Source organism: Candidatus Abyssobacteria bacterium SURF_5 (assembly GCA_003598085.1).
Lineage (GTDB): Bacteria > Abyssobacteria > SURF-5 > SURF-5 > SURF-5 > SURF-5.
This window is the reverse complement of record QZKU01000098.1, coordinates 1-24,459: the sequence shown is the minus strand read 5'-3', so window position 1 is coordinate 24,459 and position 24,459 is coordinate 1. Positions and strand designations below refer to the sequence as shown.

Annotated in this window: 19 protein-coding genes; 11 read left to right on the top strand and 8 right to left on the bottom strand. The window is 54.2% G+C overall.

The window, feature by feature from the left end; all coding sequences use genetic code 11:
* Window position 1 precedes the first annotated feature (1 nt).
* Both C4520_13925 and C4520_13920 read left to right on the top strand, forming a co-directional pair.
* On the top strand, window positions 2-988 hold the full coding sequence (locus C4520_13925) for an NAD-dependent epimerase/dehydratase family protein (protein RJP18688.1): 987 nt from the start codon (window positions 2-4) through the stop codon (window positions 986-988).
* A gap of 45 nt (window positions 989-1,033) precedes the next feature.
* Entirely contained in the window at window positions 1,034-2,248 is a 1,215-nt protein-coding gene (locus tag C4520_13920) for an MFS transporter (protein ID RJP18687.1), read from the top strand.
* Here C4520_13920 and C4520_13915 read toward each other — a convergent pair.
* The 3 genes from C4520_13915 to C4520_13905 form a co-directional block, all read right to left on the bottom strand.
* Window positions 2,223-3,518 (bottom strand): hypothetical protein, encoded by a 1,296-nt coding sequence (locus tag C4520_13915; GenBank protein RJP18686.1) that lies wholly within the window; start codon window positions 3,516-3,518, stop codon window positions 2,223-2,225. The two genes, C4520_13920 and C4520_13915, sit on opposite strands and share 26 nt — an antisense overlap.
* A 108-nt stretch (window positions 3,519-3,626) precedes the next feature.
* Window positions 3,627-5,639 (bottom strand): hypothetical protein, encoded by a 2,013-nt coding sequence (locus C4520_13910; GenBank protein RJP18685.1) that lies wholly within the window; start codon window positions 5,637-5,639, stop codon window positions 3,627-3,629.
* A gap of 103 nt (window positions 5,640-5,742) precedes the next feature.
* Window positions 5,743-8,124, bottom strand: coding sequence for a hypothetical protein (locus C4520_13905; protein ID RJP18684.1), 2,382 nt, complete (start codon window positions 8,122-8,124; stop codon window positions 5,743-5,745).
* A 219-nt stretch (window positions 8,125-8,343) separates the two neighbouring features.
* Between C4520_13905 and C4520_13900 the strand changes: the two genes are divergently transcribed.
* The 5 genes from C4520_13900 to C4520_13880 all read left to right on the top strand — a co-directional run bounded on the left by C4520_13900 (window position 8,344) and on the right by C4520_13880 (window position 14,660).
* The gene (locus C4520_13900; protein RJP18683.1) at window positions 8,344-9,570 is read left to right on the top strand and encodes an alpha/beta hydrolase; all 1,227 of its coding nucleotides are present in this window, start codon (window positions 8,344-8,346) and stop codon (window positions 9,568-9,570) included.
* A gap of 172 nt (window positions 9,571-9,742) precedes the next feature.
* On the top strand, window positions 9,743-11,206 hold the full coding sequence (locus C4520_13895; protein RJP18682.1) for an aromatic ring hydroxylase: 1,464 nt from the start codon (window positions 9,743-9,745) through the stop codon (window positions 11,204-11,206).
* Window positions 11,207-11,272: 66 nt separating this feature from the next.
* Window positions 11,273-12,112: an enoyl-CoA hydratase gene (locus tag C4520_13890; GenBank protein ID RJP18681.1), complete on the top strand. Its 840-nt coding sequence runs from the start codon at window positions 11,273-11,275 to the stop codon at window positions 12,110-12,112.
* A 62-nt stretch (window positions 12,113-12,174) separates the two neighbouring features.
* Window positions 12,175-13,377 (top strand): acetyl-CoA C-acetyltransferase, encoded by a 1,203-nt coding sequence (locus tag C4520_13885; GenBank protein ID RJP18680.1) that lies wholly within the window; start codon window positions 12,175-12,177, stop codon window positions 13,375-13,377.
* A gap of 185 nt (window positions 13,378-13,562) precedes the next feature.
* Entirely contained in the window at window positions 13,563-14,660 is a 1,098-nt protein-coding gene (locus C4520_13880; protein ID RJP18679.1) for a hypothetical protein, read from the top strand.
* A 19-nt stretch (window positions 14,661-14,679) separates the two neighbouring features.
* On the opposite strand, the gene C4520_13875 is transcribed toward C4520_13880, so the two are convergent.
* Both C4520_13875 and C4520_13870 read right to left on the bottom strand, forming a co-directional pair.
* Window positions 14,680-15,117 carry a hypothetical protein gene (locus C4520_13875; GenBank protein ID RJP18678.1) on the bottom strand — a complete coding sequence of 146 codons (438 nt, stop codon included), beginning with the start codon at window positions 15,115-15,117 and terminating at the stop codon, window positions 14,680-14,682.
* Window positions 15,118-15,191: 74 nt separating this feature from the next.
* Window positions 15,192-15,371, bottom strand: a complete 180-nt coding sequence (locus C4520_13870) for a hypothetical protein (protein RJP18677.1) — start codon at window positions 15,369-15,371, stop codon at window positions 15,192-15,194.
* A gap of 37 nt (window positions 15,372-15,408) precedes the next feature.
* Here C4520_13870 and C4520_13865 point away from each other — a divergent pair, with 37 nt between their 5' ends.
* From C4520_13865 to C4520_13855, 3 genes are all read left to right on the top strand, one after another.
* A complete protein-coding gene (locus tag C4520_13865; GenBank protein ID RJP18676.1) occupies window positions 15,409-17,001 on the top strand; it encodes a D-aminoacylase in 1,593 nt (530 codons plus the stop codon).
* Window positions 17,002-17,324: 323 nt separating this feature from the next.
* Window positions 17,325-18,629, top strand: a complete 1,305-nt coding sequence (locus C4520_13860; GenBank protein RJP18675.1) for an NAD(P)/FAD-dependent oxidoreductase — start codon at window positions 17,325-17,327, stop codon at window positions 18,627-18,629.
* A 152-nt stretch (window positions 18,630-18,781) separates the two neighbouring features.
* Window positions 18,782-20,479 carry an aldehyde ferredoxin oxidoreductase gene (locus C4520_13855; GenBank protein RJP18674.1) on the top strand — a complete coding sequence of 566 codons (1,698 nt, stop codon included), beginning with the start codon at window positions 18,782-18,784 and terminating at the stop codon, window positions 20,477-20,479.
* Between the two features lie 517 nt (window positions 20,480-20,996).
* On the opposite strand, the gene C4520_13850 is transcribed toward C4520_13855, so the two are convergent.
* The 3 genes from C4520_13850 to C4520_13840 form a co-directional block, all read right to left on the bottom strand.
* Entirely contained in the window at window positions 20,997-21,287 is a 291-nt protein-coding gene (locus C4520_13850; protein RJP18673.1) for a GIY-YIG nuclease family protein, read from the bottom strand.
* A 367-nt stretch (window positions 21,288-21,654) separates the two neighbouring features.
* Complete coding sequence (locus C4520_13845) at window positions 21,655-22,521, bottom strand: enoyl-CoA hydratase (protein RJP18672.1); 867 nt, start codon at window positions 22,519-22,521, stop codon at window positions 21,655-21,657.
* Between the two features lie 212 nt (window positions 22,522-22,733).
* Window positions 22,734-23,261: a VOC family protein gene (locus C4520_13840; GenBank protein RJP18671.1), complete on the bottom strand. Its 528-nt coding sequence runs from the start codon at window positions 23,259-23,261 to the stop codon at window positions 22,734-22,736.
* Window positions 23,262-24,012: 751 nt separating this feature from the next.
* On the opposite strand from C4520_13840, the gene C4520_13835 reads away from it, so the two are divergent.
* Window positions 24,013-24,459: hypothetical protein (locus tag C4520_13835; protein RJP18670.1), on the top strand; the 447-nt coding region annotated here is incomplete at its 3' end.

Here is a 24,459-nt window from a genome sequence, read left to right as displayed (position 1 = left end):
TATGAAGTATCTGGTTGCCGGAGGCTCAGGATATATCGGATCTGCTGTTGTCCGCGAACTGCTGTCGGGAAACAAAAACAAGGTGAAGGTGCTCGTAAGGCCGACAGATGATTTGCGCAATCTCGATGGGCTCGACGTAGAACTCGTCCATGGTGATATCACTGATTATCACTCGGTGCTTGCGGCCCTTGACGGCTGCGATCGCGCGTTCCACCTTGCAGCCATTTACGCCATCTGGCTACCGGACCCCCGGCTGATGTATTGGGTAAACGTGCAGGGGACCCGGACCGTTCTCGAAGCGTGCCGGCAAAAGAAGATCAAGAAGGTAGTCTACACCAGCTCGGTGGCCGCTCTCGGAGCACATGGAAAAGACCGCCCAGCCACTGAATCGGTCCAGTTCAACCTCTGGCACACGAAGGATCATTACTACATTTCCAAATATCGGGCCGAGCAGGTGGCGCTTGATTTCTTCCGCCGCGGTCTGCCGGTCGTGATCGTGAATCCGACGAATCCGTGCGGCCCGCGCGACATAGCTCCAACGCCGAACGGACAGCTCATCATTAATATTATCAAGGGAAAACTGCCGGGATATGTCGACGGAGGCATTAATGTTTCCGATATCGATGACACTGCAAAGGGACACGTGCTGGCGATGGAGAAAGGAAAGCCGGGCGAAAAGTATGTCCTTGGCAATACCAATGTTTCGGTAAAAGAATACTTCGATTTGATCGCTCAAATAGGCGGCGGAAAATCGCCTTCCATCAGGATTCCCCGCTCGGTTGCGGTAAGCTCCGGTTATCTGTATGAACTCCTGTCCGCTGTCACGAAGAAACCGCCGGTGACGACTTCCGCATGGGTCCGCGTCGGCAGTGAATATTCCTTCTGGGACAGTTCAAAGGCTGTGCGCGAGCTCGGCATGCCGCAGACCCCGATTCGCGATAGCATCGGCCGCGCCATCGCGTGGTTCAGGGCAAATGGGAAATTGTAGCAGTACGCGGGGACGATCTCTCAGCCGGGTGCGGCCGCGCATTTCATGAATCCACAAAAAATTTCGCTCTCCACGATGTTCATACTCGGCGCCGGATGGTTCGGCTCAAATTTCTTTTGGGCCTTCTACGGCGGCCCCATGCCGCTTTTTCTGAAGAATTTTTCCGAATCGAAATTTTCCATTTCACTGGTGCTCGGTTTTGCCGGCCTGGCAAGCTGCATTATGCCGCCCATAGTCGGCCACGTAAGCGATCGCACCTGGACCCGGTTTGGCCGCCGAAAGCCTTTCGTGGTGTTTGGTGTCTCCGGCGTTTTGCTTTGCCTGTTTGTCATCCCTCATCTGCAAACATTTGCATCAGTGGCTGTTCTGTCCGCTATCCTGTATCTCGTAATAGCCTGTGCCGAGACGCCGCTGTTTTCCCTCCTGCCAGATATCACGCCGGTAGAGCAGCGGAGCACAACGAGCGGGATCGTGCATCTATTGGGGAGCGTGGGGTTGATCATTTTTTTTGCGATCAGTTCGCGTCTATGGGATGTTCATCCAGTTGCAGTTTTTCGCATGGTTGGAATCGTCACCTTTACCGCCATGCTTACGGTGGTTCTGTTGATAAAGGAGCCGGCTACTATAGAGTCGACCCAGAAGCAGACTTCCGGCATAAGTTCATATCTTTCGGGTATAATTCAGGAGACTGAGGCAATGAAGTATTACAGCGCGCAGTTCTTCTGGTGGCTCGGCTTTTATATGGTTTCGACTTTTATTACCTTGTTTGCGGTGGAAGAACTGGGCGTAACTGAAGGCGATTCGATGTTTCTCCCCATGGCGCTTACCGTTGTGACGACCCTTTCCATGTATCCGCTGGGAGTCCTTGGCGACCATGTTGGACGAAAAAAACTATTGACTGCAATGATTGCTCTTTGGGGCGTTCTCGGATTGTTTATCGGATTTTCGAGAACATTGCCTCAGGCAGTTATCCTGGTCGGCTTGACGGGCTTGCCCTTTGCCACCGTTCTCGGGGTCGGCTACGCCTATATGCTCGATTTGATTCCCCCTGAAAGAACAGCGGAATTTGTCGGCTTCAGCATTTTCAGTATTTCGCTGCCGATGGTTTTGGGGGCGATTCTGGCGGGAACATTTATTGACATCTTCGGCTTTCGCCTGCTTTTCCCCATTGGGTCGCTGGCCATGTTCGTTGGCCTGATCATCCTGCAGTTCACCTCGCCGCGCGCCGCCTTGCTTACTCCTCAAGAGCGGCCGGATTGATGCACGATTCGGATTGTCGGGAGGACTCGAAAGAGTCGAAGAGGAGGGATGGGCTGAGTCTCGCTTTGAGCAGGTGGTCTCGCAGGCGCCATGACGGGATACGGTGCAGGATGATTTTCTTCAAGAGATCAGTCATTTCAGGATGCCCGAACACGGTCGCCCCAATCAGTTTGTCGCCGGAATAAAACAATCTGATCCCGCGCCGGTTCTTGACGCTGCTGACAACGCGCACTCCGCGTACACGATCTGCCGAATGATTTTGGCCGAGACTGACCAGGTTCAGGCCGAACAGTTGAAGCGTGTTGTGCCAGACGGCGCCCTCATAGGCAACGCGCCTTCCGGCCATGTTCGCCCCGGCGATGCCGCCTTGCTGCAGCGCATTCATCCACAACGGCATGAATTCTGTTTTTCCTGTAGCGGCATTGAACGTTTCAATTGCATCGCCGGCTCCGTAGATATTCTCGGCGCTCGTGCGCAGAAATCGGTCCACTTTGATTCCTTTTCCTGTTCTCAGCCCGGCCACCTTCGCGATTTCTTTATTCGACGCCATCCCCGGACAGAAGATCGCCATTTCGCAGGCCAGCGAATATCCGGAATAGGTGACCAGATGAGTTATGCGCCGGCTCCTGGCAGAGATGATGAACTCCCTGAAACGTTCCGCCAGAACAAGCTTGAGCCCGTTCTCGCGGCACACCCTCGCCACCGGAGTCTGAGATTCAGCGTCCAGAACGCGCGAAAGGATTCGCGATTCCTTCTCTACGATAGAGACATCGATTCCCCTGCGGTCGAGTGCGGAGGCAATTTTCAGGCCGACCAGACCCGCCCCGATAACCGCCGCCGTCTTCACCTTTTTCTTGCGAATGAATTCATCTATTAACAAGGCGTCCGTCAGATTTCTCAGGATGAAGACGCCTCTCGCGTTCAAGAGGGGGGAGCGAGGCAGAACCGTCCGCGCGCCTGTGGCGAGCAGCAACCTGTCGAAATTGTAGCGCCTCCGGCCGGTGGAAAGGGTGGAACTCCTGCAATCCACATCCTCGACCGCTTCGCCGAGGTGAAGCTCAAGCTGGTTCCTATGATAAAAATCATCCCTCCTCAACCGCAGCGACTCGGCGTCTCTCTCGAGCGCCAGCAGTTCGGGGAGAAGATACCGTGCATAGGGGGGAGAGTTCTCGGCGGAAAAGAGCAGTATCTTTCCTTCAGGGTCAAGCTTCCTGATTGTCTCGGCCGCCGTAAGACCGGCTATGCCCGTACCGATGATGAGATAGCGCAATGGCGTCCCCTGTCAAATTGCAGGTGCACGAAAAGAATTATCCATTCGCCAAGGTAAAACAATTATATCACAAAAGTAAGGAGGCGATAGTAGGAAGGGAAGAAAATCTTATTCAAAAAAATGAAACGCCGCCGATCTCATTTCCACTACTGTTGAAGCCCTGTCGCTGATACGCAAGGCAACCCGTTGAATCTCTGCTTTCAATGAAGAGACATTCACATAGAGGGGGACTGTATAGGTATGCGGCATCCCATCGTTTTTTACATCGAACACAACCGATTTTCTGCCGTCGTACCGCAGATCCTCTTCCGTCACCCAGAATACCTGCCCCCTCAGAGGAAGGCCGTCTGCATGTCTCGCGGAAAACTGCACCTGAACGTACTTCAACGATCGGCCGCCTATGAATGGACTTTTAAAGAATGAGTCTTTCCCGGTTGTCACAAACATCGAGCTACCTGCTCCGGTCGGTGACAGCGGGTGAATATCCTGCGCAGCTTCCCACCGCGAGGAATCCGAGTACTTCGAAAAGTCCCACATGATCGGGGTTTTTTCAAGTCGCGGCTCCTTCAGCGTCTTGCCAGCTTGAACGAATCTTTTTTTCAAGTGATCCCACTCGAAGACGTAATAAGAAGCGCCGTTGGCTTCAATCATCAGCTCATCCGCATGCTCTACGAGCGGGGGCACTTCCGGAGTGATACGGCTTTCGAGATAAAATTCATTTTTGCCGGAGCGGCTGGCCATCGCGCACGCCTGGGGCAGGCCGGTGAAGAAAACGTCGATCCCAGTTACGAGTTCCGGCACGTTTTTGAAATATACCCTGGCCGGCTCCTCGAGGACGGGGTCTACATCCTCCCGAAAACTTGCCTGCACATCTCTCGCTGTTGCCCACGCGGGCTTCCAGAAGACGCCGCTCTGGTGGATCGTGTTGAGGGAGTACAGCCCGATCATGAGACCCGGCAAGACGCACCGAAGCATCTTGCTTCTTCCCGGGCGCCCCGCCACCATCTCTGCGATCAGCAGGCAAAAACCGATCGAGGGCAGGTAATTGAAGCGCTGCCAGTAAAGGTGGCGATCGAGGAATCCCAGTGTGGGGACGGCCGTAAGAAAGAACCAGGCGGCGGCGAAGAGCATGGTATTCCTGGATTCGCGCCGGTTCTTATACGCCAGAAAGGATAGTATGCCGAACGCGATCACGACCACCGGCAGTATTCGCTCAATAAAGGGTGTTCGCTGGTGTGGAAGCGTCATATTCTCGAGCAATGTCCAGACATTCAACAGTCTCCTTGGGTCGAGAAAAGAAAGAAGGCCATTCCCGGCGGTGTGGTAATCCCACAGGAAGATCCTTCTGGCCACCAGGTATCCGGCAAAAAGCGCCACGAAAGGAAGAACCAACTTCACTGTCGGCTTGAGTGGCAGATCCCCATCCTTGCTCGGGCGCGTCCACAACAGAACCGCGGCCAGGAGGAGCGGCAATATGATAGCCGTTTCCTTCGAGAGAATCGCGAGAACTCCCGAAAAAAGGGAGAGAAGGTAGAAAGATGATTTCTTGCTGCTCAAGAACCTGAGAAACAGCAACAGAGAAGAAAGGAGAAAGAAAGCGCAGGCGACATCAAAGAATCCCGAGATCCACTGCACCGCTTCCAGGTGCCCCGTAAAAACCGCGAATATGCATGCGGTGATCATCGCCACATTTTCCTCGAACAGCTTCCGAAGCAAGAGATACAGAAGAACAGAAGCAGCGGAATGCAAAAAGAGAATGCTCAAATGGTAGTAAGCGGATTCCAGCGCGAACAGCTTGTACAGCGCGAGCCAGAGCACGAGTGGAACGGGCCGGAAACCACTCGCGAGAAGCAACGTATTGTGGTAAATGTGAAAGATTCCGAACGATGCAAGATTTTTCGCAGACACCGTGAAGCTGCCTGCCTTCTCAAGGAAAATAAAGTCGTCCCCGAGAAACTGTCCGGAACCGATCTTATTCCAAAAAATAAGAAACGAGAGAAGGATGATCAGCAGGATAGAGGCTGTTGTTTTAAATTGTGTAGCCCGCGATACTTCTTGATTTTCGACCTGAATGAGACCTGTCGGAGGTAGCGCATCATATTTTGTGATTTCCAGATCCATCAGCGAAATTATAGCACATCCCTTCGCAGCAAATCATGAGAGAGATGAGAAGACACAGAGGAGACGGAAAGGAGGTGCGCCGCCCAAAATTCTCCGAAACCCTTTATCTCACGGTGGCCAGGGCGGTAAAAGCAGCGATATAGATAAAAGCTGCCATAACAATGACGGCGTTAAAGCCCAAGCTCATGGACAGGATTACTGTCAGGATGGAGCCAACGACGGTACAGCAGCCATTTACCGCCCACGCCCATGGGATGATCGATGGGTTCTTGAGGTTCACAAGTCGGATCCCATAAGCGAACGGGACCCCCAGCAGCAGGCAAATCGGCGCCAGGACACCGGCCGTAATAACAATCCGCGCCGGAAGAGAAAGGTGAATCAATGAAGAAACCAGTTGTGGAGACAGGACGACGAAAAGAACGAGAAGCGCCACAAGTCCCGCAGGGACCAGCCACACTTTTTTATCCGGCGGCTGAAAGAGTTTGGCTGAAAGAAGGCTTCCGAGTCCGGTAAAGATCAGCATGGAGAAAAGGGTCACCGTAATCGAGTAAATCGGGTGGCCCAGGAAGAGCGCCAGTTTCTGCATTGCTACAATCTCGACGGCAATAAATCCCAAACCCAGCCCCGCAAAAAAGATGAGGAACTGTTTCATCCACGTGCGCTCGATGCCTTTCCGCGCAAACACCAACAGCGGCGCCAGAATGAACAGCGCGCTCAGCAATGAGCTCAGCAGGAGCTGCAAAAGAATGAAGTTCGGGTTTACCCAGAAGAGCGTGTCGGGTCTCCACTGGTAATCATCAAACCTGAATGGATTCGGCCATCTCGAAAAGAAGAAGAAATAAGGGCTATCGTCGGTCGTCGGGGAAATGTTTGGCTTGCAGTTCGCAATGAAGCCCTCTTTATCGGGCGTTCGGATAAATGTCTCCGCCATCGTACCCAGTACGCGCCGGGGCAGATAAACCGGCTCAAATCCGTTTTCCTCAGCGAATGCAGCCAGCCGCCCGACCTCTTCGTCTGAAAAAGTGCCTTTCTTCAAGAGCGTGCACATCAGGTGGTTGTTTTTTATGCAAGCGATCGATTGATCAAGGCCGATGACGCCCGTTCTCTCGAACGAGGCGTTAATGTTGGAAATCAGGCGCAGCGATTCCGAAGGCCCTGCAAACCGGATGATCTGCAGAATGCCGTTCTCCGCGAGGTGCGCATACATGTTCTCGATAGCCTGGCGCGTGTAGAGGTAGTCCTCCGCCATCACATACGAACCGGAAGTCAATGCGGTCCACGTGTCAATCCCGCTCAGTTGGATAACGTCGTACTCGTTCGGCTCTCGCATCAAGGCGCTGCGGCCCTCGGAACAGACGAGGGTAATATTCGGATCCTGGGTCAGGACGCGCGTATACTCCGGCAGAATTTTCTGATGGATCTCGAGCGTCGGTTTGTTCAGCTCGATCCCCTTTATGTAGCTCGCATCATGGATCTTTGCAGCCCAAACGTCGTTTCCCCCGCCCACGCCGATAATGAAAACTCGCGGGCGCTCCTTCACCTGGAAGACGGTCGAATACATCGAACGCCGGATAATCTCAAGGGCCTCAGGATTATCCGAAAAATTCATGATAAAGGTGGCCGCGCTCCCATCCTGTGTGATGATCTTGGTGTCAGGTGGATTGGGAAGACGGCCCCTGCCGTCCTTTCCGCACCAGAACGGAAGCGGATTGTAGTTTACCGGCAGCAGATCGATCCTGCTGTTGCTGCCCCATTTCGTGTAATCAGGATAACGGGGCACCTCCATGCGCATTTTATCGGTAAAATCCAATATGTCCTTCCCGGGAACCGGAAATTGCTTGTCGAGTCTGGGCAGCAGGGCGGCACCCAGCGCCAACAGTAAGATACCCGCCCCGATTGCCGCCCTTTTTCCCCGAGCGGGGAAGGCGACTATTGCGCTGATTACCACAAGCAAACAAAGGAAAACGAAACTGCCGCCGGCGCCGAATCTCGACAGGAGGAACGGGAGAATCAGGCAACCCAGCCCCGCTCCCGCCAGATCGGCGAAATAGATCGCATTCACCCGTTCAGCATTGAAGGTGATAATCATGCCGATGATCGTGCCGGCGAAGAAGAATGGCGGAATAGCAGCCAGATTAAAGATCGAGAACCTGAGCAGGTCGGAGAAATCCGACAGGTTAAGCTGGTTCGGGATGTGAAATCTCAAGAGGAAAACGTACGTGGATATGAGCGAAATGATATAGAGAATTGAGAACAAGCTGATCCAAAAACGCTGGCGCTCCCTCCAAGCGTCCTGATAATATGCTATTAATGTCCCGCTGGCGCCGATCCCGAGGAGGCAGTTGCTGATGATGAGGAATCCGAAATGGAAAAACAGACGGAGCGCCGAAATTCGCATCAAGAGAAGCTCATACATGAGCATCGAACATGATATGAATCCGATTACGATGAACGCGAATAGATAATCCCCTTTTCGTGATGACACTCTCGAACAGCCCTCCTCAAAAAACAAAAAAAGAAACTCCTAAAGTTTTTAAAGTATACCTTAATCAAAAAATGCCTGTCAAGATGGCTGCTTTGTGGGATTTTCCGGTTCTCATTGAATGTTGTTGCAGGACATGAATCCGATAAGATATACTCTCCTTACCCTGTTGCACAGTAAACAGTGATTGATAAATCATTACAACTCCCTCGGGAGGAATCCATGCGAAAATGGCAGATTGCTCTTATTGGAATATTTGTTCTTGCTCTGATCGCCGGCTTCATCTACCGCGAGTCTCTGATCCTCCGGATCACCGGAATGCGCCCATTCGTAAAGGATCGATTCGGCGGTTGGCTCTCGGCCGGAGCCGATGAGCGGGAACTGGATACTGCGTTGCGGCGGATTCACGATCCGAGAGGATCGGGACCAGGCTCATGGGTATACGAATTGAGTCGGCCCGCCAACAGCCATGAGTTGACTGCGCGAGTGGCCGAGATGAATAACAACCTGGCCGCTGCCGCATCCGAATATCAGAAGGCGGCTGTCTATTATTTCATCGCCCGGTTCCCTTTCGTCTCATCTCCCGCCAAAGCGGAAGCCTATCGAAAGCATATCGACTGTTACCTGCAGGCGGCGCAATCATTTGATCCGCCCCTCGAGATCGTGAGAATTCCGTTCGAAAACAAAGAGATAATCGGATATCTGCGGGTTCCGGAAATTGACATGCCGCCGCTGGTGGTTCTGACCGGTGGGGTCGACACCTGGAAAAGCGACATGGAGCCTCAGATAAATGCAATGCTTTCGGAAGGACTGGCGGTATTTGCCTTCGATATGCCGGGGACGGGCGAGAGTCAATGGCCGCTTGAACCGACTTCGGATAGAGTGTACAGCCGGGTCATCGAGTATTTCAAGGATCACCCGGCCGTTGACGGTGAACAGATCGGGGTTTATCTGCAAAGCTTCGCCGGATTGTTTGCGGTAAAACTCGCGCTCGTTGATCCCAATGTGAAAGCAGCCGTCAATATCGGGGGCCCCATTCACCTTGCGTTCACACGCGAACACATCCGGAAAGTGCCTGATGTGATGATCGCAACCATAGCGCACGCGATGCGGACAGAGCTCGAGAATAACCTGGACAGGCAGGTGGAGGTCTCTGAACCGATGTCGCTGAAACAGCAGGGTCTCCTGAAGACGCCTGAACGGCAGGCGGCGCTTTTGAGCATCAATGGCGATCTGGATCCGCTCGTCCCGATCGAAGACCTGTACATCATCTCCCGCGCCGGCATTCAGCAGGAGGAATGGGTGTACAAAGGCGACGGCCATTGCGCCCATGACAGCATGGTTGAATACGTGCCCAAGGCGGCGGCATGGCTGAAAACGCGCCTCACCCAACAGGAGGATTCAGTATCCGCGGACTGGGCCGTCGGTCATATTGAAAATCAGCCATAATGGGGGGTTTTTCCACTGACTCGAAGGAAAAATGATTTTGATTTCAGCCCTGCAATATGATATTATACGTGTCACCCCATTCGGTTTGGAAGAAGATATCTCTTGGTGTTTGATGCGTTCAGATCGAGCTGCTGTCAAGTATGAGGTAACATAAAATCAAGGAGTCCGGCTTATGCGTACGAAAGAACAGTACATTGCGGGTCTAAAGAAAATGCGCCGAAACATTTATGTGAACGGCCAGAGGATCGACCGCGACGACGAGTTGCAGATGGATTGCCTCAACACCATTGGGGTTACATTCGATTATGCCAATAATCCGGAATATGAAGACCTGTGCACAGCCACCTCGCATCTCACCGGCAAGAAGATCAACCGGTTCTGCCATGTTCATCATAGCAAGGAAGACCTGCACAAAAAGCAGGATATGACCCGCATGCTCTGCAGGGTGGTCGGCGGGTGTATTCAGCGCTGCATGGGCATTGACGGCTCCAATGCCATTTACAATGTCTCGTACGAGGCTGATAAGGGGAACAACGGCGCCACCGAATATCATGAGAATTTCAAGAAATGGCTCAAGCGCTTTCAGGAAGAAGACTTGGTCGGTTGCTGCGCGCAGACGGACGTGAAGGGACACCGGATGAAACGGCCCAGTGAGCAGGAAGACCCGGATCTGTACCTGCGGGTGGTCGAGAAGAAGAAGGACGGCGTTGTGGTCCGCGGCTGCAAAGTCCATAATTCAGAGGCTTCCGTGGCCGATGAAATTTTGGTGGTTCCCACCCGCGCCCTCAAACCCGAAGAAAAAGATTGGGCGATCGCATTCGCGCTGCCCGGCGATTGGGAAGGCATCAAGCAGGTGGTAAGCATCCACAACCTTCGCAAACGGGAGCATTTCCCTCGTGGATTCACCCCCGGCGCAACCGATTCCTACACCATATTCGATAACGTATTCGTTCCGTGGGACCGCGTGTTCCTGTGCGGCGAAACGATTCACGGCGGCGCCTGCGCTCTGCTGTTCGCGCTGTTCCATCGCCACAGCTACTCCGGCTGCAAGCCGGCCATCGGCGACCTGCTGCTCGGAACGGCCGCGCTGATTGCGGAATACAACGGCATCCACAAAGCCTCGCACGTGCGCGCGAAACTTGCCGAATTCATCATGGTAACCGAACTCGGGTACGCGGCCGGCTTCACGGCGTCTGAGCTTGGCGGAAAGGAATTGTTCGTTCCCACCATGGGCAAGATGCCGTACGGCCCCGGCAGCTACATTCCGGATAGCATCTACGCCAACGTTGGACGCTGCCTCACCGGTGAGGCCGTTTTCCACGAGAGCGAGATGCTGTGCGATCTCGCAGGCGGTATCCCGGCCACGTTCCCGTACGAAGGCGATTTTGTCAATCCGGAAACCAAGGATCTGCTGAACAAGTACATCATGAGGAATCCGGACATTTCCGCCGAAAACGCGGCGCAATTGTGGCGCTATGTCGGCGACCTGCTCGTATCGGCCAGCGCCGGCGTCCACGCGTTCGGCAGTTATCACGGCGGCGGCTCTCCCATCATGGAGCAGATTGCCATTACCTCGCAATACGACATCAATACGCGCAAGGAGATGGTCAAACGCCTCGCGGGAATCAAGGACTAAAGATACATCTGCTAATATGTAGCGGCACGGCATGCCATGCCCTTTGGCCAAAGATGAGGAAATCTGATGAGCTATACGCAGATCCTGTTTGAGACCGGCGGACGGGTGGCGACTATTACCTTTAACCGCCCGGAGCGGCTCAATGCATTCACCTACACGCTTGCCGGTGAAATGGTGGACGCTCTCAAGAAAGTTGACGCGAACGACGACCTGCGGGTAACCGTCGTCACCGGTGCGGGAAGAGGTTTCTGCGCGGGAATGGATTTGGCCGCAGGCGGGACTACATTCAATCCCGGGGCTCAACAGAAAAGCGGGCGCGAAAGGATGGACCTGTCCGTGAGCGACCTTCTGCCTTCGCTCCTCAACTTGAAGAAGCCGATCATCGTCGCGGTGAATGGCCCGGCAGTAGGCGTGGGCCTGACGATGATACTCCCGATGGATATCCGGATCGCGGCTGAAAGCGCTCGCTTCGGCATGGTGTTCGTCCGTCGCGGAGTCGTCCCGGAACTTGCAAGCCCCTGGTTCCTTCCACGGATAATCGGCGTAAGCAAAGCGGCTGAATTGATGTACACCGGCCGAATCATAGGCGCAAAAGAAGCGCTGGAATGCGGGCTGGTCAGCAAAGTCGTGCCGGATGCGGAATTAATGAATGCCGCGCAGTCGATGGCGAACGAGATCGCCGCCAATACTGCTCCGGTCAGCGTCGCTCTTACGAGACACATGCTCTGGAAGTTCCTTGCGGAAAGCGATCTGAACAGGGTCGAGGAAATCAATCATGCGTACTTCGCGTGGACCGGTGCCCAACCCGACTGTCAGGAAGGGATCATGTCGTTCCTCGAGAAGAGGCCGCCTGATTGGAAAATGAAGGTCAGCAAGGACATGCCGGAGTTTTTCCCGCTGTCATGATGGACGGGAGATAATAGATAAGAAGCATGGGCATAGGGAAAACATTGTAAAGGAGTTAAACGATGGGTGAAGCTGTCATTGCAGGATATCTGAGAACGGCTCAATCGAGGTCGCGGCCCAATGACCCGGCGCGTGATTGGTTCGGGCAAGTCAGGGCTGACAGGATGGTTGCGGAAGTCGCCACCGAAATTATCAAAAGGACCGGCATTGACCCAAAGGAAATTGACAACTGCGTCACCGGCTCCGCCATGGGGGTGAACGAGCAGTGGACGTATGGCGGCAGGATGCCCGTATTCCTCGCCAATCTGCCGGAGACGCTTGCCGCCCGCTTCGTCGATCAGCAGTGCGGTTCCGCCATGGCCGCCGTTCAGATCGGCGCGATGGAAATCATGTGCGGCTATTCCGACGTGGTGCTTTGTCTCGGCATGGAGCACATGAGCCGGGTCCCGATGGACATGGTCGCCCGCGGTAGCGATGCGATCAGGCCGAATATGGACCTGATGGGCGATGAAAAGTATGCGCATTGGGATATGATGACGACGATGAATATGGGCCTGACCGCCGAAAAGCTGGCGCGGCAGGCAGGCATCACTAAAGAGGAAATGGATAAGTGGGCCAAGCGCAGCCATGAACTGGCCGCGAAAGGGCAAAAAGAAGGCTTCTTCGACGGCGAGATCCTGCCGTTCGAGGCCGAGCAGGCTGACGGTTCGAAACTGCTTGTCAAAAAAGATCAGGCCGTTCGCGCCGATACAACGCTCGAAGGTCTCGCCGGCTTGAAGCCCGCTTTCCGGCCCGACGGCATCATCACCGCCGGCAATTCTTCCCCCCTGAATGCGGCGGCCACCGGCATGATTCTGATGTCAAAGGAAACGGCGAAAAAGAAGGGCATCAAGCCGCTGGCGAAGATCGTTTCCATGGGGTGGGCCGGCGTAGACCCCACCATCATGGGCGCAGGCCCGGTACCGGCCAGCAAAAAGGCGCTCGCAAAGGCCGGCCTCAAAGCCAGTGACATTGACTACTGGGAAATCAACGAGGCCTTCTGCGTTGTCGCCCTCAATTGCATCAAGGAATTGGGAATCGACCCCAATAAAGTCAACGTGATGGGCGGCGGAACCGCCATCGGGCATCCGCTGGGCGCCACCGGCATCCGGCTGCTCGGGACCCTCGCCCGCATCCTTCAGAAGAATAACGCCCGCTATGGCCTCGCAAATGCGTGCGTCGGCGGCGGCCAAGGCATTGCCACTATCATTGAAAGAGAAAAATAACAGATAGTCGGTATCAGCTTGAGATGAGGGCCGAAGCTTATTGCTTCGGCCCTTTTTCTTCTCCAGTGGAGGTTTGAAATCGGAAGAGTTTTTGAATTGTAATTCCCAGTTAGGGCGACTATACTGATTTCATATTGCGTTACCGCCGTCGTTGTATTTTTTCTTCACGCTTGAAGGGACGTCTTATGTTGCCGAGAGAGAGATTCCTGGCTGCACTCGATCTGAGAGAACCCGACCGAGTCCCGCACTTCGAGAATGCATATAACGAGTCCAGCATCATTGGGATTGCGAAACATTTTACAGACAAGCTGCCACCGGTCAAACCTGCCGCCGATATGTCGCCGGAGGAGCTCATGATGATATCTGACGCGTTCGCGCACTTCATTGAAGAACTTGACATCGACGGGGTATTTGCGCGTGCGTTCGAGCGCGGAGAAGATCTGGGCGATGGATATTTCAAGGACGCCTGGGGCATTACGTTCAAACGGAACCCGCACGGATTGGGATTTCCCATGGATGGACCGATCAAATCGATGACCGACCTGAAAGCCTACAGGCCGCCCGCGGTCGATCCTGATATTGATTTCATCATGCTGAACACGCTGAAAGCGAGGTTCGGAGACAAGAGAGCGATCGTTTTTTGTTCCAATGACTGTTTTGTCACCGGCTGGGAATTGCGTGGAGGCCTCGAGCATCTGCTCGTAGACTATCTGGAAAATGCCGAGCTGGCGCATGGCATCGCTCGTATTTCCACCGATTACTACAAGGAATTATTTGCCGCAGCACTTGACGCGGGCGCCGATGCAGTGTTATTCGGAAGCGATCTCGCGTTCAACTCGAATACGCTGATGTCTCCGGCGCAGTTTGATGAATTCATCGCGCCTTATCTCAGCGAGCTCGTCGATGTCGTTCATCGAAGAGGTTCGAAAGCTATCAAGCATTCGGACGGTAATGTCTGGCCGATTCTTGACAGGCTCGTCCACATAGGCTTCGACGGCATTCACCCGATCCAGCCCCAATGCATGGAACTGAAGGAAGTCAAAGATCATTGCGGCGAAAAGGTGTGCCTCATCGGCAACATCGACTGCATCGAGCTTCTGCCTTCCGGCACGGAAGAAGAAGTGCAAGCCGCCGTCAAGCAGGCTATCAAGGCCGCGGCTCCGGGCGGCGGCTATATCCTCAGCTCTTCAAATTCCATTCATCCCGGATGCAAGCCGGAAAACTATATCGCCATGGTGAAGGCCACTCATCAATACGGGAGCTACCCCATCTCCCTGGAATAAAGGAAGAGCAATACCTGCCTCATTTCAACTGGCTGAATTCCACCTGGCTCAACGCATTTCTTGCCTTGACCAATCTCTTGTAATACCCCTTGATCTTGTCCGTTTTTCCCGCACGGATCGCTTTCAGAAGGTCTCCTTCGAGTTCCGCAACCTCAAGACGCTGGTAGTAATCCAGCGATTCCTTGAAATGCGCCATGACAATCTTGCCCGTCAAGATGGGGTGATTATTCGTCACATTCGCATCCGGGAACCTGGTGCCGTGTTCCAGTTCCACTTCCAATCCTGCGCGAAAATCCTCAAGAGCTATCTTCATCTTCCCAGGATTGACGCGAGCCAAAATGGCGCGAGCCTCTTTTGGCTGTACCTTGAGCTGTTTCAACTTCGTCCAGTCGCGTATCCCCAGTTCCTTGCAGACTCTCCTGACTTCTTCAACGGTTACATATTCGGGAACCTTCATCGCTAGCCCTCCTTCGCTTGCCGGTGCTTGTTCGAGTGAGCGCCCCCCGGCGATTGAGATTACCTGAAATTCCCCTAGAAAATCAACTGTTGAGCGGACATATCCCCTTCTTCCTCAAGGATTCCCGGGGAGCCGACCGCTCTGGCGGTCAAGCTTCGGCCTTCTCCGGCGCCGCAAATACGCCCCGAATCAATTTGCCTTGGGCGCGCCTGTGCCGCAATAGATAATTTGATATAATGTTTTACCTTCTCCATAAAGATACGCCCACTTCAGTTCGTTCAGGAGGACGTCATGATGTTCGATCTGCTCATTCAAAATGTTCAGGTGCTCGATGGCCTCGGAAAGAAAGAGTTCCACTCCGACATCGCCGTGAAAGGCGATGAGATAGCCGAAATCGGCAACCTTGCCGGGGCGGAGGCGAAGCGCGTGCTCAACGGCAAGGGACTGCACATCTCCCCCGGCTTCATCGATGTTCACACCCATTCCGAGTTCCTCTATCCGCTCAACCCGAATGCCGAAAGCAAGGTCCACCAGGGAGTGACCACTGAAATCATCGGCCACTGCGGAATATCGGCGGCGCCCATGTTCGGCGACGCGAGGCGGGAAGCCGAATCGTTGACCAAGATGATCGGCATCGACATCTCCTGGAGCAATTTTTCCGAATATACCCGGCAGCTTCACGAGCGCGGGATCGCGCTCAACGTGATTCATCTGCTTGGTCATGGCGCTCTTCGCGACGCCGTAATGGGACGAACCGATCGCGAACCGACTGACGATGAAATCCGGCGGATGCAGACCGAAATCGATCGCGCCTTCGAACAGGGCGCGTGGGGAATGTCAACCGGTCTGATCTATCCACCCGGCATCTATTCGACTACAAAGGAGCTCATCGAGCTGAACAAGGCTGTCGCTCGCAACGGCGGCATTTACTCCACTCACGTGCGGGGCGAAGGTGCGACTTTACTCAAAGCCTTCGGCGAAGCGATCGAAATCGGTGAATGCGCCGGTGTGCCGGTCCAGATCAGTCACATCAAGGCTGCCGGGAAAAACCACTGGCCGCTCGGCCCGAAGGCGCTTGAAAAAATGCAAAAGGCGCTGGAGATGGGAATGGACATCGCGGCCGATATGTATCCTTACACTGCCGGTCATACCGAGCTATCCGCGCTGCTGCCCTACTGGATGCATAATGAAGGCAATCAGAAACTGCTCGAACGGCTTCGGGATCCGGCGGTGCGCGATCGCATAAAAACCGAGATGATGCGGGGCGGTGAAGAGTTCAGCCCGGAAAACCTGAACGGCGGCTACGACGGCCTCTTCATCGGCCTGAGCCTTGGACATCCGGAATATCAGGGGAAGACAGTCAAGAAGATTTCCGAGGAATTGAAGAAGGATCCCGCCGATACCATTATGGACATTATCCTTGAGTGCAACTGCGTCGCTTTTGTGAACATCATGGACCAGTCCGAGGACAACGTCCGCATGTTCATTCAGCACCCGAAGGTGATGATCGGCTCCGACGCCTCCGCGATGGCGCCGTACGGGATGCTCGGCATGGTGGTCCCCCATCCGCGCACCTATGGAACGTTCCCGCGCGTGCTCGCCAGGTATGTCCGGCAGGAAAAAATCCTCTCGCTGCCCGAAGCGATTCGCAAAATGACCTCGCTCCCGGCGGCGCGCTGGGGCATCAGCGACAGAGGCGTTATCGGACGTGGGAAGAAGGCGGACCTCGTGGTTTTTGATGCAGGCACGATCGAGGATCGGGCCACATACGAGAACCCGAACCAGTATCCGGTCGGGATACGGGCGGTCGTCGTGAACGGAAAAATCGTGGTCGAGAACGACGAGCATACCGGCGAACTGCCGGGACGGGTATTGACGCGATAGGGTTATCAGCTCGCTTTCGCGTCGCATGCACAAGAAGGGCGGGCCCGCGCCCTGCGGTAGCGATAGACATCCGGCCGCGACCGGATATTCGGCGTTCGCGCATCCGACCGCGGCCGTATATTTTTCGTACCGTCGCCGTGGCCTTTCAACTCATGGCCATGCAAGTCTTGCTGGCACAGGCTTTCGGCCTCAGGATTCTATTGTATTCCACGGTAGGTGCGAATTCATTCGCACAGTTTCTCCAGGTGAATTGAGGTATTGAAATCAACTGCCCCTGCCGTTTATAATGGGGCAGCCACCCCTGCTTCTTTTCGGGAGAACGCATGCAAAAGAACGTCATCATTATTGGCGCCGGATTCGGCGGTTTATCCGTAGGCGCGTTATTGGCAAAGTGCGGCATTCCCGTCACTATTTTCGAATCCGACTCTGAAATCGGAGGTCGCGCCAAATGCATCGAGAAGGACGGTTATATCATCGATCTGGGGTTGCATGCCAACCGCTTCGGACATCAAGGCCCCGCCGCGCGCGTTCTTGATATGGTCGGGGAATCCATCGAGTTCGCGAGGAAAAAGGACAGGACCTCATACGTTTATCAGGACGGCAGGCTGATCAAGCGGCCGAATGGTGTTGAAGACTTCATGCAGACCGAACTCGTGCCGGACGAGAGCCGGCCCGCCCTCTTGCAAACCATCTTTGAAATGATTGGCGAAGACCCGTCTCGATGGTACGACAAGACCCTCCTCGAGTTTGTCGAGCGTCATACTCAGGACGAGCACGTGAAACGTTTCTTCCGCCTGCTCGGATTCACCATAATCGCCCCCGATATCGAGAGTGCTTCGGCGGGCGAGGTCATGGATTTCGTGAAGAATGCGCAAATAGCGGAAGAACCTTTGGCTGAGCCTGTCGGCGGCGTAAAGCAGATCACCGATAAGTTGAGATACGTGATTGAGCGAAACGGCGGCGAGATCAAGACGGGCATGCCTGTTTCCGGAATAGAAATTCAAAAGGAAAGGGCGATCGGCGTGACGGCCCGCGGTCGTCTGTACCTCGGTGACGCCGTAGTCTTCACTCCGCCGGTCCAGCACCTGTTCAATTGCGTTTCAACCGAACCATTCCCCCAGGAGTTCATAGATTATGCCTGGTCGCTTGAGCCCACTTCCGGCGTCAGCATCGATTTCGGCCTGAGAAAACCTGTGAGCGATATGGAAGGCAACATCATCTGCCTCGATCCCGTCGTGCTTGGGAGCTTTCCCTCAAATTACGACATTTCGCTCGCGCCGCGCGGAAAACAGCTTTCCACGTGGCTCATGGTTGTCCCGCGCGAGCAGGCCAAAAAAGGACCGACGCTGAAAAATGCGCTTGACTTGTTGCGCGAATTCATCCGAAATCTCTATCCCGATTTCTTCGAGTACGTCGAGTGGGAGCGCCCGCTTGCTTATGTGATTCTTGATGGAACTCTGCTGAAAGTGGGCCAGACGCGTGTTGACCGTCACGATATCAGGTCGCCGTATGTGCCAAACCTGTTCTTCGTCGGCGACACCGCGAAAGGAGACGGCTGCAGCGGAGACATTGCATTCGATTCGGCCATCAAAGCGGCGCCGATGATCAGAGATCACTTGAAACAATAAGCCTGCGGGCCATACATATCGCCCGTGAATAAAGCAATTTATTTGCAGGGGCATCGGTACGCAACGAAAATTAATCTGGATGGTTTGGCAATACATTTGTAAGGCACGGCGGGCCGTGCCCGTTTGTGAACGATCGACAAGAGGAGCGAGCGATGCGAAAGATTCTCAGGGTCAACATGACCGATTTATCCATCAGAGCTGAAGAACTGCCGCAGGAATACCTGGATCTCGGAGGAAGAGGCCTCACTTCTTCCATAATAAATAGGGAAGTGCCGCCGACCTGCTTTCCGCTCGGTGCGCACAACAAAATGGTCATTGCTCCGGGTTACCTCTCCGGCACCGGCACGCCGTGCTCCGGCCGGCTTTCCATCGGCGCCAAAAGCCCGCTCACCGGCGGCATCAAGGAAAGCAACGTCGGAGGAATGGCGTCTCAGAAATTGGCGCGTCTCGGGATCGCGGCCATCGTCATCGAGGGACAGCCGAAAGAGGACGGCCTTCATGTGCTGAGCATATCCAAAGATGCGGCGCGTCTCGAACAAGCCGGCGATCTTGCGGGAAAAGGCAATTATGCGGTGTGCGAGAGCGTTCGCCGAAACCATGGTGAAAAGGTGGCCAGTCTCTCGATTGGACAGGCGGGCGAAATGCTGCTGCATGGCTCGAGCGTCGCGTCAAGTGATATGGAAGGAATGCCGAATCGCCATGCCGGCCGCGGCGGCATGGGCGCCGTGATGGGTTCAAAAGGACTCAAAGCCATCGTTATCGATGACGCCGGCACGGCGCCGGTTCAGCCGAAGCAGAAAGCAGAATATAACGCGGTCACCCGCGAGTTCACGAAATCGATGCGCGAGGCCAAGGGATTCCTCGAACAATTGCGCACCTGCGGAACACCCGGCGGCATTCCCAATTTCAACGCTTTCGGCACGCTGCCCACCCGCAATTTCTCGGCGGGCGCCTACGAGTACGCCGAGCAGATTCAGGGATTGGCTATCATAGAAATCGCGAAGAGCCGCGGCGCAAAGATGCATTCCTGTTCGCCAAGCTGCCCGGTAAGGTGCTCGATTGTCTATCACGATCAGAATCATCAGTTCCTGGTGAGTGGATTGGAATATGAGACGGTTGCGCTGCTGGGTTCAAACCTCCTCGTTCACGATCTGGATGCGATCGCGCTGATGAACCGTCTGCTCAACGATGTCGGCCTCGATACGATTGAAACGGGCGCAGCTATCGGAGTGGCCATGGAGGCGGGGTATCTCAGGTTCGGCGACAGCGAGAGCGCAATCGAGCTGATCCAGGAGGTCGCGCAGGGAACAATTCGGGGCCGCATGATTGGGAGCGGAGCGGTTGTCACGGGCAAAATGCTGGGTGTCAAGAAGGTCCCCGCCGTCAAGGGGCAGGCGATTCCCGCGCACCATCCGCAGGGCAACAAGATCGCGGGCGTCACCTACTGCACCAGCCCGATGGGCGCCGACCATACGGCCGGCATCATTTACGACAACACCGTCCACAATCCGGAAGGGAAGGTGGAAAAATCGCTCGCGGTCCAGATCCAGATGGGATTCATCGACACGCTCGGCATGTGCATGTTTTCGCGCGCATGCCCGAATTATAATGATTATCTGGTGAAGACGCTTACGGCGTTTAACGGCGCTCCGTTCACGGAGGAGAATCTTCTCGATCTCGGGCGGCGGACGTTGCGCGCCGAGCACGACTTCAACCGGCGCGCCGGGTTTACCTCATCGCATGACCGCCTGCCGGAATTCATGACCGAGGTCAGAATCAAGCCGCACGACCTCGTCTTCGACGTGCCGTATGAGGAAGTGGATACGCTGAAGGGAAAGCTGCTGGATTGATACGGTGGGCGTAAAGATACTTTTACGCTTCACGCTTATTGTTCCGCAAAACAGCTTCTCCATCTGCAGAGGTCTTTTCCCGCAACTGATCATTTTCTCTCCCGGTGTTCGCTTTCCTGGATTCCTGCTTTTGCAGGAATGACGGGAAGAGGGCGGTCTCCTTGTTGTGTCAACTATACCCGCTCCTGACAGCTTTTTAGGAGACAGCTTCGGGCCTCTTCGCCAAGGTTCGCTTTCCTGGATTCTGCTTCCGGATCGGGGTCCGGGACAGATCCCGCAGGAATGACGGAGAGGAAGACGCTGTGCCCTTGCCATGTCAAGCATTCCAGCTACTGGATGCGTTTTAATGCGAGAACATCGGTTTCACTGCCCGCGACCAATGCTCCTTTCCTGATTCCCACTTTCTCTTTAATCATTCTTCCTTTTTTATTTCGTCACTCCCATTTCTTTTATTCCGTCATCCCTGCCTTTTTCTTTTCGTCATTCCTGCGAAAGCAGGAATCCAGGGTCTGCGCATCTAGTGAATCACGTCCTGATAAAGATCCCTCCAGTGCGGATTGCTCTCTTCAATCAGCTGCAATTTCCACCGCCGCTTCCACCGCTTGATTTGCTCTTCTCTCTCAATCGCTTCTCGTATATCTTCAAACTGGTCATAGTAAACCAGGTCATGAACACAGTATCGCTTTGTAAAACCTTCCACGAGATTAGCCTTATGTTGATATACTCTCTTCACAAGTTCATTCGTCACACCAATATAAAGAGTACCGTTCTTGCCGCTTGCCAATATGTAAACGTAGGAAGGCTTCATAAGACTGATATATGCTTTATCTTCCCGCTGCCGCTGGCCAAAAAGGGAGTAGGAACCTGTCGGCCGGTTGTTCGCTTTCCTGGATTCCTGCTTTCGCAGGAATGACGGGAAATGGGTGCCTCACTTCTGCTATATCAAGTTTCCCCGCTGATGCCGACCCGGAATCTTTTGATCGTCCTTGTTTTCTTTTTTCGTTCCTGCTCTTTCTTCTCGGAACTCCCGCCTTCTCTTGCTAGTATTCCTGCTTTTCCTTTTTCTTCATTCCTGCTTTTTCTTTTTCGTCATTCCTGCGGAAGCAGGAATCCAGGGTCTGCGCCTCTCAGTGATCCCACACGCAGCAAACCGTCTGCGCATGCCTCTGGCTTCCCTACGCCTTCTTCCTGCTTCCGTAATCCTCAAACGGGTTGTCGCGCTCTCTTACCGCCTGACGGAAGCCCGCCTCCTGCGCGCGCTTGACGAAATCGAGCCCCTCCTGCGTGTGGCGCGCGATGCCGTCGAAGAGCGTCCCGAGCATCCGGCTCGACGCCAATCCCATATTCTCCACCGTCTGATTCGCCAACAGCTTCAGCATGATGAGCTGGTTCAAAGGCAGCCGCGCCATCCGCCTCGCCAGCGCAAACGCGTGCTCTTGCAATTCTTCCGCCGGAGCGACTTCCAGAATCAATCCGATCTCGGCCGCCTTTTTCGCAGGAATCTCGTCGCCGGTCAAAAGATAACGCTTCGTCTGTTCGAGCCCCATGCGATACACCCACATCGCCGTCGTCGGCGTGCCCCATACCCGCGCCGGCGGATACCCGAAGATTGCGTTATCGGCCGCAATTATGATATCGGCGCACAGCACCATATCCGTCCCGCCGCCGATGCACCAGCCCTGCACCGCGGCAATGGTCGGCTTCTTCGCATACCACAGCTTCATGTAGGTGTCGACGAAGGTCGACATCACCTGGTAATCGGCGACTGAATTCCACACCCGCTTCGCGGTCGACGATACGACGGCTCCGGTCGCGGCCTCTTCCGCCTGCGATGCCGTTGACCAGTCCAGCCCGTAACCCGCGCAGAATGCAGGTCCCTCGGCGCGAAGAAGAATGACGCGCACTTCGGGGTCGGCGTCGGCCTCGTCGATCGCGCGCGATAGCTCGTCGCGAAATTGAAACGTGATCGTGTTGTACTCGCGCGCCCGGCAAAACACAATCGAACGCACGCCCTCGGCTGTCTCCAGACGCATGGTTTCCATGCAGTTCCTCCTTTCGTGATCATGAGATTGTATCACAGGCAGGGTTTCCGACTCGCGCTGGCGACACAGCGCCTCTCCGTGAATGGCTCCGAACGAAAATTGCGGGGAGCGTTGCAATGTAAACGCCCCCCGAAGGAAGGAGAAAAATCGGCCAAGACCCGATTCTAAAGGCGTGATTCGTTGTCTGCGCCTCTTGTCTAAGAGGAAGACATTTACTTTTTGCTCATTTTCGCGAAGAATTCCTCCGCGCGCTCGCTCATTTGTTCCGGCGTGATATCCTCTATATGAGTCGCCAGCGACCACGAATGTCCAAACGGATCGCTGACCATTCCGTACCGGTCTCCCCAGAACATGTTCTCGGGCGGCATCGTCACCTTCGCCCCCGCCGCCTTCGCCCGCTCAAATGCGGCGTCAACATCTTCAACGTATATATGCACCATGCAGCTTGCATGTTCCTCGTGCTCTTTGTGTTTCCCCTCGTGTTCTTCTCCATGATATTTTTCATGATGTTCCTCGTGGCTTGATTCATCACAACTCTGGCCCAACATGAAGAACGAGTCGCCGATCTTGAGTTCGGCATGCATCACGCCGGCTCCGCCGGGACCCGCCAGGCGCGAGATTTCTTCGGCCGCAAAAGCGTCTTTGTAAAACTCAATGGCTTTTTCAACATCGCTGACCGTAAGGTGGGGTGTAAGGGAATGAAACCCTTCCGGCTTCCAATTTGTTTTCTTTGCTTCCATTTTATATCATCCTTTCGAGGAGAGCCGTGCAGAGAAAACCTTGCGCCTGCACATCAGCTCCCGAACTGTTGTTAATTCTATCCACTTCATTATTATCTCTACTAAATTATGGCTTTTTCCCGCCGCTCCTTCTAATTTGCACATATTGGTTCAGAACACCGGTGATTCAGGTCGGCACAGCGCAGTAAAGCCGCAACCAAAATCACGACAGAAATTCACTGCTGTCCAATGTGAGAATGACATGTCAGAAGTTAAGAACGCACGATTTTCAAGGTTCCGCTGTCTGCCTGAAAATGAGGTTTGTTTGATGTACAGATTCAAGAAGAAACATCTCAAACAGGAGGCAACAGAGGTAACGGAGGAAAAGATATTCTCTGTGCTCTGTTTCCTCTGTTACCTCCTGTTGAGGAATCTTTTTTTCTTCTTTCTTGTGTAGCTCCGTTGGGCCCGCGGGATGCGGAAGTATCTCATGTTCCGCTTTTGGAAAATTATTGTGGACAAGAGTGCTTTCATTCCTTGAACCTTTGTGAAAGCTATGTTGGTCAGGAGTTTTCTTCTTACGCAACTTCCTGTTTGAGGCATCCTTGATATTATTGGCCTTCCCGGAATCGTCCGTTAACATAAAGTTAATCAAAAAAAGTGCTTGACAAAAGAAGACTGGAGCGAATAGACTTCAGCGAAAATGTATTCTTTTGCTGCAACCCGAGAGGGACAAACATAGACGGCAGTATCCCGTGAGGGGGACATTCCGATGCCCTCTCATATAAGGGGAATCGCGGCGACGAGCAGTATCTATACGATCTATGACTTTGATAATCTTGACCGCCTCGACGATTACCAGTTTTCGAACGGCAGCCTGTTCGATTACGAATATAACGACGCCAATCTCATCGATACGATCAGTCTGCCCGGCAACAAATCGTACGAATACGTCTATGACGATATGTACCGCCTGACGAATGAATATTCCATTGACAACGGCTCACCCGTCTATACGAACAATTATGGCTATGACCTTGCCGACAATCGCACCAGCCTGGCCAACGGCAGCCTGGACACCTGCGAGATCAATGCGCTGAATCAGGTGACGGCCATCTACCGGCTGGGCAATCCGATTGCCGAATTCGCTTATGATCTGAATGGGAACCTCACGAGTCGAACCACCGCCGCGGGAACCACCGCGATGGAATACGACTAC

Coding starts and splice junctions, on each gene's coding strand:
- C4520_13925 (RJP18688.1), top strand. CDS start 2: ATGAAGTATCTGGTTGCCGGAGGCTCAGGATATATCGGATCTGCTGTT.
- C4520_13920 (RJP18687.1), top strand. CDS start 1,034: ATGAATCCACAAAAAATTTCGCTCTCCACGATGTTCATACTCGGCGCC.
- C4520_13910 (RJP18685.1), bottom strand. CDS start 5,639: ATGGATCTGGAAATCACAAAATATGATGCGCTACCTCCGACAGGTCTC.
- C4520_13900 (RJP18683.1), top strand. CDS start 8,344: ATGCGAAAATGGCAGATTGCTCTTATTGGAATATTTGTTCTTGCTCTG.
- C4520_13895 (RJP18682.1), top strand. CDS start 9,743: ATGCGTACGAAAGAACAGTACATTGCGGGTCTAAAGAAAATGCGCCGA.
- C4520_13890 (RJP18681.1), top strand. CDS start 11,273: ATGAGCTATACGCAGATCCTGTTTGAGACCGGCGGACGGGTGGCGACT.
- C4520_13885 (RJP18680.1), top strand. CDS start 12,175: ATGGGTGAAGCTGTCATTGCAGGATATCTGAGAACGGCTCAATCGAGG.
- C4520_13880 (RJP18679.1), top strand. CDS start 13,563: ATGTTGCCGAGAGAGAGATTCCTGGCTGCACTCGATCTGAGAGAACCC.
- C4520_13875 (RJP18678.1), bottom strand. CDS start 15,117: ATGAAGGTTCCCGAATATGTAACCGTTGAAGAAGTCAGGAGAGTCTGC.
- C4520_13870 (RJP18677.1), bottom strand. CDS start 15,371: ATGGAGAAGGTAAAACATTATATCAAATTATCTATTGCGGCACAGGCG.
- C4520_13865 (RJP18676.1), top strand. CDS start 15,409: ATGATGTTCGATCTGCTCATTCAAAATGTTCAGGTGCTCGATGGCCTC.
- C4520_13860 (RJP18675.1), top strand. CDS start 17,325: ATGCAAAAGAACGTCATCATTATTGGCGCCGGATTCGGCGGTTTATCC.
- C4520_13855 (RJP18674.1), top strand. CDS start 18,782: ATGCGAAAGATTCTCAGGGTCAACATGACCGATTTATCCATCAGAGCT.
- C4520_13850 (RJP18673.1), bottom strand. CDS start 21,287: ATGAAGCCTTCCTACGTTTACATATTGGCAAGCGGCAAGAACGGTACT.
- C4520_13845 (RJP18672.1), bottom strand. CDS start 22,521: ATGGAAACCATGCGTCTGGAGACAGCCGAGGGCGTGCGTTCGATTGTG.
- C4520_13840 (RJP18671.1), bottom strand. CDS start 23,261: ATGGAAGCAAAGAAAACAAATTGGAAGCCGGAAGGGTTTCATTCCCTT.